Raw genomic sequence first — 14,005 nt, 5'->3', positions numbered from 1 at the left:
CTGTCAACTGCCCCGACACCGCACCCAGTTCCTGGTCGGTCCCGGCCGAACAGCGCCGTCGGACCAGATGCTGCCTCTATTACTTCCTCCTATCCGCGCGACCTCTTAGTGGTCGGCTCCGGAAGTCCTTCGGGGTCGACCCGAGTCTCAGGCGGATGCTGCTTTGAGGAGGGTTTCGGCCGCAGTGGTGCTGGCGTAGAGGACGGAGCGGCCCGCGCGGTGGGCGCTGACCAGGCCCGCGTTGCGTAGCGCGGTGAGATTTTGGGATACCCCGGCTGAGGAGAGTCCGGTGCGGTGGGCCAACTGTGTGGTGGAGGCCGGGGTTTCGAGTTCGGTCAGCAGTAGGGTTCGCGAGCGGCCGAGTACGGCGGCGAGGGTGTGGGCCCGGGTGGCGGGCCGGGCCTGCCATAGTGTGCCGACGCCGCGGGCCGGATAGACGAGTTGCGGTGGATCCGGCAGCGTCGTCCGGGTGCGCAGTCCCGGCCCCGTGAATGCCGACGGGATCAGCAGCAGTCCTGTCCCTGCCGTCTTGCGGGTCAGCGGCTGCTTTCGGCGCGCCATCCGCAGCGCGTTGTCGTCCCAGCTCACCGAGGTGTGCAGGTCGTTGAAGAGGCGGCCCGCGCCGTGCTCGGCGACCATGCGGGCCCGGTAGAAGATGTCGGCGTCCAGCACTGTCCGCATTCGGTCCCAGTAGGGGGCGAGTGCCAGCTCCCAGTACGTTTCGATCTCTTCGGTGACCTTGGCCAGGCGGGTCTGCGGGTCGGCGTGCAGAGTCCGCAGCCGAGGGCCGAGTTTGCCTTGGTGGCGGGCGAGGTGGTCGAGGTCCTGGCGTACCCGGTCCACAGGCGAGGCCCGGATCGCATCACACTCTGCCGCCGGTGTGGGGGCCGGTCCTGCGGGGGCCGGGTTGAGGAAGTCGGGGACGTAGCCGGTGGGCGGAATCAGCTCGGACAGCCAGCGCCGGTCCAGACCGGCGGCCATCACTCGCGGCCCGTACCTGGTCGACCCAGGGCTGGTGGACCGGATGCGCGGCGGCGGACCTCAAGAGCCGGAAGCTGGGCGCCGCCTCCCACATCGGGGAGACGGCGAACCGCACCTGCGCCAGATCGCTCGCCGAGAACGACAGCTCCGCCAGGATGACCACTCCTCAATGGATTCAGTCATGTGTGAATCAATGGCGGGCCAGCCCAACGTGCACAGATCATCCTGCCCATGACCTCACAGACGATCAACGCGGCGGCAGCGGGCACCTGGACGCTCGGCGACCGCACGGTCAACCGGATCGGTTTCGGCGCGATGCGCCTGCCCCAGAGCGGCGAGGCGTTCGCGGCCGATGCCGTCCCACGCGACCGCGACCAGGCGATAGGGGTGCTGCGCCGGGCGGTCGAACTCGGCGTGAACCACATCGACACCGCCGCGTTCTACTTCTCGCCGCTGCGCAGTGCCAACGAGCTGATCAACCGGGTACTGGCCCCCTACCCGGACGACCTCGTCATCACCACCAAGGTCGGCCCCGGCCGCTATCCCTCGGGTCAGTGGCTGCCGCACGCCACCCCCGAGCTGCTGCGCGGCCAGGTCGAGGAGAACCTGCGCCAGCTCGGCCGTGACCACCTCGACGTGGTGAACCTGCGCATCGTCGGCACCGATTCGATCGCCGAACGCTTCGGCGCACTCGCCGAACTGCGCGGGGCCGGACTCATCCGTCACCTGGGCCTGTCCAACGTCCGCCCCCACCACCTCGCCGAGGCCCAGGCCATCGCGCCCGTGGTCTGCGTGCAGAACATGTACGGAATCGGCGCATCACTTGAACAGAAAGAATTCCTGGACCTCTGTGGTGAACAGCGCATCGCGTTCGTGCCGTTCTACTCGATCGCCGGCACCGGACGCACGGCTGGCGCGACCACCGATGACAGCAACGAGATGCTCGCCGTCGCCCGCGCCCGCGGGGTGAGCACGGCCCAGATCCGGCTGGCCTGGACACTGCACCAGGGGCCCCACGTCCTGGCCATCCCCGGTACCGGCGACCCCGGCCACCTCGCCCAGAATGTGGCCGCTGGCTCCCTGCTTCTGTCCGAGTACGAACTCACCGCCCTGGACTCCCTTCGCCACGAAACGGTATGAACAAGCTCCTCGGAACTGTGATCCGCTTCCGCTGGTCGGCTTGGCTGTCGTGTCTGTTCCTGCCGCGCGTCCGGTAGTCCTTGCCGCCGCCGAGCGGCGACGGCTGAAGAAGTCGGCCTTCGGTCATAAGACTGCGCACCAGGCCAGGATCCGCTCCCAGACCGTGCTCCTGGCGGCTCGAGGCCGGCCCAACGCGCGGATCGCGCGCGAGGTGGGTGTGCACGTGGACACCGTGCGCACTTGGCGGGGCCGGTTCGCCGAGAAGGGACTGCCCGGCCTGCAAGGACCGCAAGCGGCCGGGGCGGCCACCGGCTTTCACACTCCTGCAGACGGCCGAGATCAAGGCCCTGGCTTGCCGACTGCCCGCCGAGAGCGGGGTGCCGCTGTCCCGCTGGTCGGTCCCGGAACTGGCCCGCGAAGCCGCCCAGCGCGGCATCGCGACCTCCATGTCGGCCACCGTGCGCCGCTGGCTCACCCGGGACGCACTCAAGCCCTGGCAGCACCGCTCCTGGATCTTCATCACCGATCCGCAGTTCCGCACCAAGGCCGAGCACGTGCTGGACCTGTACGCCCGAACCTGGCGGGCGAGCACCTGGGCGAGGACGAGTACGTCATCAGCGGGGACGAGAACCTCCATCCAGGCCCGCTGCCGCTGCCACCCCCTCGCACCCGGCCAGGCCCGCGCCATGCGCGTCAACCACACCTACGGCCGCGGAGGCGCACTGGCCTACCTGGCCGCCTACGACGTCCACCACGCGAAAGTATTCGGCCGTACCGAACCTCGCACCGGCATCGAGCCCTTCATGAACCTGGTCACCCAAGTCATGAGCCAGGAACCCTACGCCAGCGCCAAACGCGTGTTCTGGATCGTCGACAACGGCTCCTCCCATCGCGGGCAGAAGGCCAACGACCGCCTGACCGCCACCTTCCCGAACGCGCTCATGGTCCACACCCCTGTCCATGCCTCCTGGCTGAACCAGATCGAGATCTACTTCTCCGTCGTGCAGCGCAAAGTCGTCTCACCCAACGACTTCACCGACCTCAACGAGGTCAGGGACCGGCTCCGAAGATTCGAAGACCGCTACAACGCCACGGCACAGCCGTTCCAGTGGAAGTTCACCACCGCCGACCTTGACGATCTGCTGGCCAGGCTCGACCGGCATACCGCCGATCGCCCAGAAGAATCCTCGTTCCACCTCACCGCTTGATCAACCCCCGAAGGACTTCCGAGGCTGACCACTCAGGCGCAGGGAGGTGGCCGCAGGATCAGCCGGCCGGTGCGGACGGGGTCCACCGATCGGTGGTGACTGATGCGTCGATCGGTCGATGTGCCAGGCCGGTGCGGGCGGCGACGATCGGTCCCGCCCCCGGGCGGCCGCAGCCCTCACCGCACCTCGTGAGGAACCACCAGTGTCCCTGGCCTTCATTCCCAGCCCGTCCATCGGCGAGATCCACCTGGGCCCGCTCCCGCTGCGCGGCTACTCGCTGATGCTGATCCTCGGGATCGCCGCGGCGGTATGGGTGGGCGGTCGTCGCTGGGCCGCCCGCGGTGGTGAGAGGACCGTCGTGACGGATGTCGCCCTGTGGGCCGTTCCCTTCGGGGTGGCCGGCGCTCGTCTCTACCACGTGGTCACGTCCAGCGAACCGTACTTCGGTAAGGACGGCGATCCCCTCGAAGCCCTTTTCATCTGGGACGGGGGCATCGGCATCTGGGGCGCCATCGCCGGAGGTGCGCTCGGAGCCTGGATCGGCTGCCGCCGCAGCGGCGTCCCCCTGCCCGCGTTCGCCGACGCCGTCGCCCCCGGCATCGCCCTGGGGCAGGCCATCGGCCGCTGGGGCAACTGGTTCAACCAGGAACTCTACGGGCGGGCCACCACCCTCCCCTGGGCGTTGGAGATCGATCCCTCGCACCGGCCCGAGGCCACCCCCGGACTGGCCACCTACCACCCCGCCTTCTTGTACGAGTCGCTGTGGTGTCTCGCCGTGGTCGCCCTCATCCTGTGGGCGGATCGCCGCTTCCGCCTCGACCGGGGCCGCACGTTCGCGCTGTACGCCGCCGCCTACTGCGTCGGCCGCTTCTGGATCGAGTACCTGCGGGTGGACGAAGCGCACCACATGCTCGGCCTGCGCCTGAACGACTGGACCGCGCTGCTGGTCTTCGCGGCCGCCCTCGCCTACCTCATCGCTGCGACACGGCGGGCGGCCGACAGCCGTGGCGATGCCGACGCCGACCGTCTCCTTCAGCGCGTGGACTCGAGCAGCAGTCCCACGAACTGACCATGTCCCTCTCTCGAAATCTGGAGTTGCTATGTCCCCTGTCTCCGAAACGCGCTCTTCGCAACGGGGCCCGCTGGTGGTGGCAGGAGGCGTTTTCATCGCCTTCCTGCTGTCCTCCCTGGCGAACGCCTTGATCGCTGTGCTTGCGCACGTGATGGGCGCGCCGGACGACTTCGACCCGCTGGAGCCCCCGTCGTACGTCTTCCTGACCGCCCTGGGGGTGCTGGCGGGAGCCGTCGGCTGGGGCATCGTCCGCAGGGCTTCCCAAAACCCCGAACGGCTGCTCCGCCGACTCGTCCCCTCGGTCGTCGTCATCTCCTTCGTTCCGGATTTCTTCCAGTTCGGCGAGGGCGGGGCGACCGGTGTGGCGGCGCTGCTCATCATGCACGTCGCGGTCGCGGTGATCGCGGTGCGGGCGTACCGCAGGGTCATGCCACTGGGCTCGGTGCGGTGACCTGAAAGAACACGCTGACGATGCGGATGACGGCGGGCGGGAGCCTTGAGCCATGTACTGCCGGAGCTCTTCAGGGACCTCCGGAGGGTGTCGTACAGGCAGGGCTGGGATCGTGTCCCGTCGAGTTGTTCCATCGAGTGGTGAAGCCCCCGATCGACCAGGTGTGCGCACGGCTCTCGCCCGGGGCACGCATGAACGCCAGTTGCTGCCGCTGGCCGGTCCGAAGCACACGGCGCACAGCCGCCAAGTCCTTCTCGACGTCTGGGCGCGGACGGCACTCCGGTGCGCGCAGCGCTCGGACCAGCTCGCTCTGCGCGAGGTGCACCTCGAACGCGCTCGGTGTGCAGGGAGCGTGTGGGCCGCCGGACGCAGCGTTGTGCGACCGCCCGCAGGTAGCGCTGGCTTGGACGATCTGGTCTGCCCGGGCCCCATTAAGGTCGCTTCGGGATAATCCGCCTCGGATCGATCTGCTCTACCCTGGCAGGTATGACCGCCATGACGCCCGCGCGCACCGAACCGGACCTGTCGTTCCTCCTTGACCGCACCAGTCACGTCCTGCGGAGCAAAATGTCCGCCGCTCTCGCCGAGATCGGCCTGACCGCCCGCATGCACTGTGTGCTCGTCCATGCCCTGGAGGAGGAGCGCACCCAGATCCAGCTCGCCGAGATCGGCGACATGGACAAGACCACGATGGTGGTGACGGTGGACGCCCTGGAGAAGGCGGGTCTGGCCGAGCGCCGCCCCTCCAGTACGGACCGGCGGGCCCGGATCATCGCCGTCACCGACGAGGGTGCCCGCGTCGCCGGGCAGAGTCAGGAGATCGTCGACCGCGTGCACCGCGACGCCCTGGCCCCGCTTCCCGAGGGGGACAGGGAGGTCCTCCTGCGAGCCTTGAATCGTCTGGTCGACGACGGTCTGGCGACCCCTGTCGAGACCCCGCGCGCCGCCCGCCGGGCGCGCCAGTCGAGGTAGGTGGGGGAGCGGGGCCAAAGTAAGTCCAAAACTAAGTCCGAAAGAAATAGTCTGCAACGAAACCATCTGTTACGGTCTCTCCTGTCGTTCCAACTGACAGGAGAGACCGCATGTTTGCCGCATCCGACTCCGCGCCGTCACCCGCATCTCCCGCCGCTCCGCGCTCACGTCGGCTCGCCCTCGGCGTCATCGCCACCGCGATGCTGATGATCATCCTCGACGGCTCCATCGTGACCGTGGCGATGCCGGCCATCCAGAACGACCTGGGGTTCACCCCCGCCGGCCTCAGCTGGGTCGTCAACGCCTACCTCATCGCGTTCGGCAGCCTGCTCCTGCTGGCCGGCCGGCTCGGCGACCTGATCGGTCGCAGGCGCATGTTCCTGGCCGGCACCGCCGTCTTCACCGCCGCCTCGCTGCTGGCCGGCGTGGCCACCTCGCCCGCCGTACTGATCGCCGCCCGCTTCCTCCAGGGCATCGGCAGCGCGATGGCCTCCGCCGTCAGCCTGGGCATCCTCGTGACGCTGTTCACCGAGCCCAGGGAGCGCGCCAGGGCCATCGCCGTCTTCAGCTTCACCGGCGCGGCGGGCGCGTCCATCGGCCAGGTCCTCGGCGGCGTACTCACCGACGCGCTCAACTGGCACTGGATCTTCTTCATCAACCTGCCGATCGGCATCGCCGCCCTCGCGATCGCCGTCCGCGTCCTGCCCCGTGACGTCGGTCTGGGCCTCAAGGCGGGCGCGGACGTCGTCGGCGCGGTGCTGGTCACCGCAGGTCTGATGCTCGGCATCTACACCGTCGTCAAGGTCGAGGAGTACGGCTGGACCTCGGGCCGCACCCTCGGCTTCGGCGCCCTCGCCGCCGTACTGCTCGCCGCGTTCCTCGTCCGTCAGGCCACCGCGAAGAACCCGCTGATGCCGCTGCGGATCTTCCGCTCGCGCAGCGTCTCCGCCGCCAACCTGGTCCAGACCCTGATGGTCGCCGCGCTCTTCTCCTTCCAGATCCTCGTCGCCCTGTACCTCCAGAAGGTCCTCGGATACGGCGCCGCCGAGACCGGCCTCGCGATGCTCCCGGCAGCCGCCGTCATCGGTGCCGTCTCCCTGGGAGTCTCCGCCCGTCTCAACGCCCGCTTCGGTGAGCGCAACGTCCTGCTGGCGGGCATCGTGCTCCTCATCGGCGTCCTCGCCCTCCTCGCCCGCGTCCCCGTGCAGGCCAGTTACGCCGTCGACCTCCTCCCGGTCATGCTGCTCGCCGCGGGCTTCGGCCTCGCGCTGCCGGCGCTGACCACACTCGGTATGTCCGGCGCGAACGAGGAGGACGCCGGCCTCGCGTCCGGCCTGTTCAACACCACCCAGCAGATCGGCATGGCGCTGGGCGTCGCGGTCCTGTCCACCCTGGCCGCCTCCCGCACCGAGAGCCTCGCAGCGGAGGGCCGGACAGCGGCCGAGGCGCTGACCGGCGGCTACCGGCTCGCCTTCGCGGTGGGTGCGGGACTTCTGGTCATCGCCTTCGCCGTCGCCTTCACCATGCTGCGCCGTCCCGAGCGGCAGGCCGCCCAGGAGCCGGCCGCCGACACACCGGCTCCCGCCCCCGCCACAGCCGTCTGACCCGCCCTCTCACCCACCCACACCCCGGTCACGAAAGGCTGATCCCCATGAGCGAGAACACCACCACCGACACCACCACCGACACCACCAAGAACGACAGCCCGGCCCCCCGCGTGCTCACCGACCAGGAGCTCTCCGAGCTGCTGCGGCAGCAGCAGTTCGGCGTACTCGCGAGCGTCAGGAGCACCGGCCACCCGCACCTGTCGACCGTCGTTTACGACTGGAACGCCGAGGAGCGCATACTGCGCGTCTCCTCCACCGCCGACCGCCTCAAGGTCCGCCAGCTGCGCCGCAACCCGCACGCCTCACTGCACGTCAGCGGCCCGGACGTCTGGTCGTTCGCCGTGGCGGAGGGCGGGGCGGAGATAGTGGACCCGGCCGACGGGGCGGCCCCCGGCGAGCAGCCGCTGCCCGACCGGCGCATGGTGATCCTGATCCGGGTCTCCCGCCTGTACGGGACCGCCCTCGACATCCCCGCCCAGGACTGAGGACTCAGCGCGTGCGCCGGACCGCGGAGGATCGATGTAGCGCAGGGCGGAGGGCTCTCCCGCCCGAAGTAGCGTTCGCCGACGTCACCGGCGCCGAGAGCGAATCGGTGCTGCACTGCCGAGGGCGAGTGAGTGAAGGTGCCGGTCCGCCCCGGTGCTGCGATAGGGGGGGCGGGCCGGGAGTGCGGCCGGCGTCGGTCAGAGGGTGAGGAGCACCTTGGTGGCGCGCCGCTCGTCCATGGCCTTGTAACCCTCGGCGGCCTCGTCCAGCGGCAGGGCGAGGTCGAAGACCTTGCCGGGGTCGATCTTGCGGTCCCAGATGAGCTGGATCAGGTCGGGCAGGAACCGGCGCACCGGGGCGGGGCCGCCCTCCACGTGGATGCCGGCGAAGAACAGCTCGATGCCCTGGATCGTGACGTCGTAGTTCACGCCGACGAAGCCCAGGTGGCCGCCGGGCGGGTGGAGTTGATCGCCTGCATGGTCGACTCCTGGGTGCCGACGGCCTCCACCACCGAGTGCGCGCCGAGCCCGCCCGTGAGTTCCTTGATCTTCGCGACGCCCTCGTCTCCGCGCTCCTCGACGATGTCGGTCGCGCCGTAGAACTTGGCCAGCTCCTGTCGCTCGGGGTGACGGGACATCGCGATGATCCGCTCCGCGCCCAGCTGCTTGGCAGCGAGGACGGCCATCAGGCCGACCGCGCCGTCGCCGACGACGGCTACCGTCTTTCCGGGGCCGGCCTCGGCCGCGACGGCGCCGTACCAGCCGGTGCCGAGCACGTCGGAGGCGGCCAGCAGCGAGGGGATCAGCTCCGGGTCCGGCTGCCCCGGCGTGGCCACCAGGGTGCCGTCCGCGTGGGGGATACGCGCCTTCTCGGCCTGGGTGCCGATCGCCTGCGCCACGAATTCACGGTGCACGCAGCCGGACTGGTAGCCGGAGCGGCAGATCTCGCAGGTGTTGTCGGAGATCACGAACGACCCGACGACGAAGTCGCCGACCTTGACGCTCTTCACGTCGGGGCCGACTTCCTCGACCACGCCCGCGTACTCATGTCCCATGGCCGTGTGATCGGCGGGCTCGACCCCGCGGTAGGGCCACAGGTCGGAGCCGCAGATGCAGGTCGCGGTCAGCCGGACGACGGCGTCGGTGGGCTCGATGATCTTCGGGTCGTCACGGTCCTCGACCCGGACGTCTCCGGCCTTGTACATGACTACGCCACGCATACCTGGATCTCCTTGCTTTTCTTGCTTCACTTGCTGTGCGTGTACCGGTGCCTGCGGCCCCGAATCATGTCCTCGGGCTCGTTCGGCCGTCCTGCGTGCGATCTGAGGGACCGATCGGCTGCTGCGCGGTGTCGCCCCTGACCTCACCCGCGTCCGTGTCCGTGTCCCGGACGGAACCGTCCGGGCGGGGGCACCCGCCGCGCCACCGTTGACGGCGAAGCGGAAAGCACCATGTCATCCATGCAAGCCCCCTTCCGCGCGCGCAGCGAGTTACTGGTGAGGGGTGTACTGGCAGTACACCCCAACCTGCCGGACCCGGCCGTACGGTCGTGTTGTGGACAACCGTGACGTAGCCCGCGAGTTCTTGACCTCGCGGCGAGCAAAGATCACCCCGGAGCAGGCCGGCCTGCCGGCCGGCACCAGGCGCCGCGTTACGGGTCTGCGCCGCAGCGAGGTTGCCGCGCTGGCCGACGTCAGCGTCGAGTACTACGCCAAGCTGGAGCGCGGCAATCTCGCCGGTGTCTCACCGGCCGTGCTCGAAGCGATCGCCCGCGCCCTCCAGCTGGATGACGCCGAACGAGCTCACCTGCTCCACCTGGCCCAGGCTCAGGAGGGATCCGACACCCTCGCCCGTCCCCGACGGCGCTCCGGCAGGCAGCGGACCTTGCACAAGAGCCTGCAGTGGACCCCTGGACCCCTGGACGCCGTCACAGCCGGGCCGGCGTTTGTCGTCAACGGCCGCCTGGACGTGCTCGCTGCCAATCAGCTCGCCCGTGCCTTCTTCACCGACTTGTACACGGGCCACGTCCAACCGCCGAACCTGGCCCGCTACCAGTTCCTGGATCCCGCGGCCCGCCGCTTCTACCCGGACTGGGACCGCGCCGCCGGCATGACCGTGGACCTGCTGCGCACCGAGGCCGGCAGCAATCCGCACGACAAGGGCCTGCACGACCTCGTCGGTGAGCTGTCCACTCGATGTGACGCCCTCCGCACCCGCTGGGTCGCCCACAACGTGACTCATCACGGCACCGGTTCCAAACGGTTCCACCACCCCGTCGTCGGCGACCTCACCCTTTCCTGGGAGTCCCTGGTCATGGCCGCCGAACTCGGCCTCACCCTCATCATCTACACCGCCGAGCCCGGCTCACCTTCCCAAGAAGCCCTGCACCTGCTCGCCTCCTGGGCAGCCACTCAGCAAGCTGCCACCACCCCTTCTCTTCGGCCTCCGACCGCTCCGCCGAATTGATCGCCGAAAAAGAAAGCCATCGGCTGAGTTCGCGTAGATCCCGGTCGTGGGGGCGCGTCCGGCCTCGGCCCGCAGCAGGGCCGCGGTGGAGACGACGGCGGCGTTCCAGTCGACGAAAAAGTCGAGGGCGCCGTCTGCGAGGAAGATGAAGCGGGCGATGTCGGGCGGCCGTGCTTGTCAGCGGTGGGGTTGCCGAGCATCGGCGCGTGCACGTCCGCGCCAGTGCACGGTACTTGGTGGCCTTCATGACGCCGGAGGTCGCGAACGGGGCGGTCGGCAATGTCCAGTGGAGCGGAACCCCCCTCCTTGATCGCGCCGCGGACCGGAACGCCGCGGCGTGATCAGGGTTCGATGAGGGGGCGGGTACGGCTCGGTGGGCTGTCAGCCGCGGGGGAAGCCGTCGTCGAGCTTGAAGACGAGCTCGGCCTCGTCTCGCTTGGTGGTGTGCAGTTCCCAGTAGAGGGGAGTGATCTGCTCGGGCCGGGCCGCCTCCACGCCGGGGATGACGGAGACGCCGATCGACGAGTCGATGCCGACGTGTGCGGCCTGGATGCCGGTGCCGGCGTCGGCCAGCTCCTTGTGCAGGTTCGTCACCCAGTTGCGCAGCGCCGCGGCGGCGGCGTTGACGTTGGCGACCCGCGGGTCGGGCCATATCGAGCCGGCGCCGGTGGTGTAGAGCAGGGTGCCGGCGCCGGCCTCGCGCATCGCGGGCAGTACCGCCTGGGTGGCGGCGATAGCGCCGTACAGCTGGAAGTTCATCTCGAACTCCACGTCCGAGGGTTCGGTGGTGGCCGGAGCGGTCAGCGTGGTGACGCCGAACGTCCCCACCGGGGAGTATTCCAGGACGCCGATCCCGCCGAAGTGTGCGGCCGCATCCTTGAGGGCCTGGGTGAGCGCGTCGCGGTCGAGCACGTCCGCGGGGAACGGGGTGGCGGTGATGCTCTCGGCCGCAAGCTTGCTGACGAGGCTGTCGAGCTTGTTGCGGTTACGGGAGATCAGGGCGACGTCGAAGCCCTGGGAGCCGAAGGTGCGGGCGATGGCCAGGCCCATCTGGGGGCCGGCTCCGACAATGGCGATGCTGGTCACAGCAAGATCCTTTCGGGAAGAGGTGGGTGGCGCTGGGCGCGGGATGCGGCAGGGTTGATGCCGTCGTCGATCGACCAGCTGGTCAAGCCGGTGATCGAGCTGTGCGAGCACTACGACGTCGTGCCGTGGCAGCTCACGCCGGCCGCGTTGGACCGCTACTTCGCGGGTCCGGGCAAGCGTGCCCGGTCGACGGTCCTTGCGAAGATCAGCAAGATCGACGCGTACTTCGCGTTTCTGGAGCAGCGGTACGCCGGAGAGATCCATCGTCTGTTCGGGGCGGTCGTGGAGTCGCCGGTCGATCCGTTCAACCGGCCCCGTCACCGCGGCGATTTCGGGTTGCGGGTGCCTCCGTCGCAGCGGGCGATGCGGGAGTTCTTCACCGCGTGGCGGAATGCTTTGCCGCAGACCCGTAAGGAGGCGGTGGCGTGCCGGGACTACGTCATGGCGAAGATCGCCTACGTGTCCGGGGTGCGGGCTGCGGAGCTGTGTGGCGTGGCGCTCGGGGACGTGCACTGGGAGTCGGGCCGCTGGGCCGATATGTGGTCCAGGGCAAGGGAGCTCGCGGGTCCGGTCCGAGGCCGCGGGAGGCGTTCCTGTTCGAGGAGGGCCGCGAGCTGCTGTGGTGGTACGTGGAGGAGGTCCGCGGCCTGTTCCAGGACGATCCGGAGCATCCCGCAGCGCCGCTGTTTCCCTCCGAGCGGCTGCCGAAGCCGGTGGCGGCGCTGAACCTTCCGATCGCGCCGGCGATCGTCCCGGCGACGTTCCGGCGGGCGCTGAAGTCGGCGTCGCGGCTGTATCTGCCGGGGCCGGTGCCGGAGTTGTTCCCGCATCTGCTGCGGCACGCGTGCGCCACCCAGAACTACGAGCGCGGCATGACGTTGTGGGAGGTGCAGCGGATGCTCGGACATACCTGGACGACTACGACGGTCAATTACCTGGCAACGGCCCAGGCCGATCCCGAGCAGGCGGACCGCTGGCGGCAGTCGGCGGCGCGGGCCGGGCAGCGGCTGGTCGCGGATAGGGGGAGTTTGCGGTGAAGTGGAATCTGCGCTGGGCAGCGGCCAAGCGCGACATCTGGCGGCCGGTCGACCTGCAGGCGGCGTTCGCGAAGGTGGGGTTCACGCCGTCGCTGAGCAAGGTCGCCGCCCTGTGGGGCGGCACTCCGGTGACGGTGCGGCTGGAGGACCTGGACAAGATCTGCGCGGCGCTGGGGTGCACGGTGGCCGACCTGCTGGAGGCCGAGCCAGTGGCCGCCGCCGGGGGCCAGGAGGAGCAGGAGCGGGCGGCCAGCGACGAGGCGAGCGTGCCGTTTCCGGCTATGGCGGCGCCGAAGGAGTCCCCGAGCCGGAAGAAGTCGGCGTCCGTGGTGGGCGACCACTTCCAGGAGGTGTCGATGGCCCGGTCGGACGCGGTGAACACGTCGTTGTACCGCTGGCCGCCGAAGAACGGGTCGGGCTTGTCGAGCGCCGATCCGCGGAAGATGCCGGTGGCGGCGGGCCAGCCGTAGCAGACCGAGATGTTCAGGTCGACGGCTTTGGGGTCGGTGTTGACCCAGTGCGCGAACCGCAGTGACTCCCGTGGGTGGCGCGTGCCCTGGAGGACGGCGGTGGACGATCCGCCCCAGTTGGCGGAGGAGTTCTCTCCCCGAGCCCACTGCGGCAGGGGAGCGACCCGCCACTTCCCCTTGGTGCCGGGTGCGTTGCTGCGCAGCATGGCATCGCCCCACTGCGGCCCGACCCAGGCGGAGATCTGCCCGGTCTGGACCTGCCGGAACCAGGCGCTGGACATGTCGGGCCCGACGAACACGAGGTCGTCGCGGACCATCCGCTCCCAGAAGTCGGCCACCTCACGAGAAAGGTCGCCGTCCATGTCGACGACCCAGTCGTCGCCTTCGGTCCGTATCCACCGCGCACCACGCTGCCAGCACATCGCGGCGAACCAGCTGGGCTGGTTGGGTGCGAACGTGCACAGTCGGGCGCCGCCGCCGCGGGCCTTGACCACGCGGGCGGCCTGTTCGAACTCGGCCCAGGTGGCGGGTGTTTCGATGCCCCACTTCTTGAAGAGGTCCTGGCGGTAGAAGAGGCCCATCGGGCCCGACGCCTGCGGGATGGTACGGACCCGCCCGTCGAAGACGCCCTGGTTCCACTGCCACGGCACGTAGCTGTCGCGCAGCTCGTCGGCACCGTACGCGCTCAGGTCCGTCAGTCCGTTGACCAGCATGAAGCCGGGAAGCTCGTGGTACTCGACCTGCGCCAGGTCCGGGGGGTTCCCGGCCGTCAGCTGGTCTGCATCTCGACCTGGATGTCGGGGTGCGTCCGGTTCCACAGGTCGACGGTCTTCTGCATCGGCACCCAGGTCCAGAAGACGAGTGTGACCTTCTGGCCGGGGCGTGTGGGTTGCTGCCGGGGCGTGCGGGCGGCTCCGACGGTCTCGCCGCAGGCGGTGAGGGCCGGGAGTGCGGCCAGTGACCCGGCCGCTCCGGCACTCCAGCGCAGCACAGACCTCCGCGAGGGTGGTGAGGTGTGTCCTTTGTGTTC

11 protein-coding genes and 5 pseudogenes are annotated in these 14,005 nt (G+C 69.5%); 11 read left to right on the top strand and 5 right to left on the bottom strand.

Going from position 1 to position 14,005, the window contains the following annotated elements; genetic code table 11:
- Positions 1-147: 147 nt before the first annotated feature.
- Entirely contained in the window at positions 148-981 is an 834-nt protein-coding gene (locus AC5P09_RS32705; RefSeq protein ID WP_493877336.1) for a winged helix-turn-helix domain-containing protein, read from the bottom strand.
- Positions 982-1,212: 231 nt separating this feature from the next.
- Here AC5P09_RS32705 and AC5P09_RS32700 point away from each other — a divergent pair, with 231 nt between their 5' ends.
- The 8 genes and pseudogenes from AC5P09_RS32700 to AC5P09_RS32665 all read left to right on the top strand — a co-directional run bounded on the left by AC5P09_RS32700 (position 1,213) and on the right by AC5P09_RS32665 (position 7,916).
- Positions 1,213-2,121 carry an aldo/keto reductase gene (locus AC5P09_RS32700; protein ID WP_493877335.1) on the top strand — a complete coding sequence of 303 codons (909 nt, stop codon included), beginning with the start codon at positions 1,213-1,215 and terminating at the stop codon, positions 2,119-2,121.
- Positions 2,045-2,416 (top strand): annotated as a pseudogene (locus AC5P09_RS32695) (helix-turn-helix domain-containing protein); the annotation flags it as partial. The gene AC5P09_RS32700 and the pseudogene AC5P09_RS32695, both read left to right, overlap by 77 nt.
- Entirely contained in the window at positions 2,337-3,329 is a 993-nt protein-coding gene (locus AC5P09_RS32690; protein ID WP_493877334.1) for an IS630 family transposase, read from the top strand. The pseudogene AC5P09_RS32695 and the gene AC5P09_RS32690, both read left to right, overlap by 80 nt.
- Positions 3,330-3,531: 202 nt before the next feature.
- Complete coding sequence (gene lgt, locus AC5P09_RS32685; RefSeq protein WP_493877333.1) at positions 3,532-4,398, top strand: prolipoprotein diacylglyceryl transferase; 867 nt, start codon at positions 3,532-3,534, stop codon at positions 4,396-4,398.
- A 79-nt stretch (positions 4,399-4,477) separates the two neighbouring features.
- A complete protein-coding gene (locus AC5P09_RS32680) occupies positions 4,478-4,852 on the top strand; it encodes a DUF6069 family protein (RefSeq protein ID WP_493877332.1) in 375 nt (124 codons plus the stop codon).
- 486 nt (positions 4,853-5,338) lie between these two features.
- Positions 5,339-5,824 carry a MarR family winged helix-turn-helix transcriptional regulator gene (locus AC5P09_RS32675; RefSeq protein ID WP_329333517.1) on the top strand — a complete coding sequence of 162 codons (486 nt, stop codon included), beginning with the start codon at positions 5,339-5,341 and terminating at the stop codon, positions 5,822-5,824.
- Between the two features lie 110 nt (positions 5,825-5,934).
- Positions 5,935-7,428 carry an MFS transporter gene (locus AC5P09_RS32670; protein WP_493877331.1) on the top strand — a complete coding sequence of 498 codons (1,494 nt, stop codon included), beginning with the start codon at positions 5,935-5,937 and terminating at the stop codon, positions 7,426-7,428.
- Positions 7,429-7,475: 47 nt separating this feature from the next.
- Positions 7,476-7,916, top strand: coding sequence for a pyridoxamine 5'-phosphate oxidase family protein (locus AC5P09_RS32665; RefSeq protein ID WP_493877330.1), 441 nt, complete (start codon positions 7,476-7,478; stop codon positions 7,914-7,916).
- 198 nt (positions 7,917-8,114) lie between these two features.
- On the opposite strand, the pseudogene AC5P09_RS32660 reads toward AC5P09_RS32665, so the two are convergent.
- Positions 8,115-9,136: pseudogene (locus AC5P09_RS32660) on the bottom strand (zinc-dependent alcohol dehydrogenase family protein).
- A gap of 334 nt (positions 9,137-9,470) precedes the next feature.
- Between AC5P09_RS32660 and AC5P09_RS32655 the strand changes: the two are divergent.
- Positions 9,471-10,382: a helix-turn-helix transcriptional regulator gene (locus AC5P09_RS32655; RefSeq protein ID WP_493877329.1), complete on the top strand. Its 912-nt coding sequence runs from the start codon at positions 9,471-9,473 to the stop codon at positions 10,380-10,382.
- A gap of 381 nt (positions 10,383-10,763) precedes the next feature.
- On the opposite strand, the gene AC5P09_RS32650 is transcribed toward AC5P09_RS32655, so the two are convergent.
- Positions 10,764-11,468 (bottom strand): SDR family NAD(P)-dependent oxidoreductase, encoded by a 705-nt coding sequence (locus AC5P09_RS32650; protein WP_493877328.1) that lies wholly within the window; start codon positions 11,466-11,468, stop codon positions 10,764-10,766.
- A 6-nt stretch (positions 11,469-11,474) separates the two neighbouring features.
- On the opposite strand from AC5P09_RS32650, the pseudogene AC5P09_RS32645 reads away from it, so the two are divergent.
- Both AC5P09_RS32645 and AC5P09_RS32640 read left to right on the top strand, forming a co-directional pair.
- A pseudogene (locus AC5P09_RS32645) lies at positions 11,475-12,505 on the top strand (tyrosine-type recombinase/integrase).
- Positions 12,502-12,726, top strand: a pseudogene (locus AC5P09_RS32640) (helix-turn-helix domain-containing protein); the annotation flags it as partial. The pseudogenes AC5P09_RS32645 and AC5P09_RS32640, both read left to right, overlap by 4 nt.
- A 329-nt stretch (positions 12,727-13,055) precedes the next feature.
- On the opposite strand, the pseudogene AC5P09_RS32635 reads toward AC5P09_RS32640, so the two are convergent.
- Together AC5P09_RS32635 and AC5P09_RS32630 are read right to left on the bottom strand one after the other, a co-directional pair.
- Positions 13,056-13,793: pseudogene (locus AC5P09_RS32635) on the bottom strand (ABC transporter substrate-binding protein); the annotation flags it as partial.
- Positions 13,745-13,966, bottom strand: a complete 222-nt coding sequence (locus AC5P09_RS32630; protein WP_493877327.1) for a hypothetical protein — start codon at positions 13,964-13,966, stop codon at positions 13,745-13,747. The gene AC5P09_RS32630 and the pseudogene AC5P09_RS32635, both read right to left, overlap by 49 nt.
- Positions 13,967-14,005: the final 39 nt, after the last annotated feature.

The sequence above is a fragment of the Streptomyces sp. a15 genome, assembly GCF_059026085.1.
Note: the sequence above shows the minus strand (reverse complement) of the source record. Positions and strands in the feature narration are given on the sequence as shown.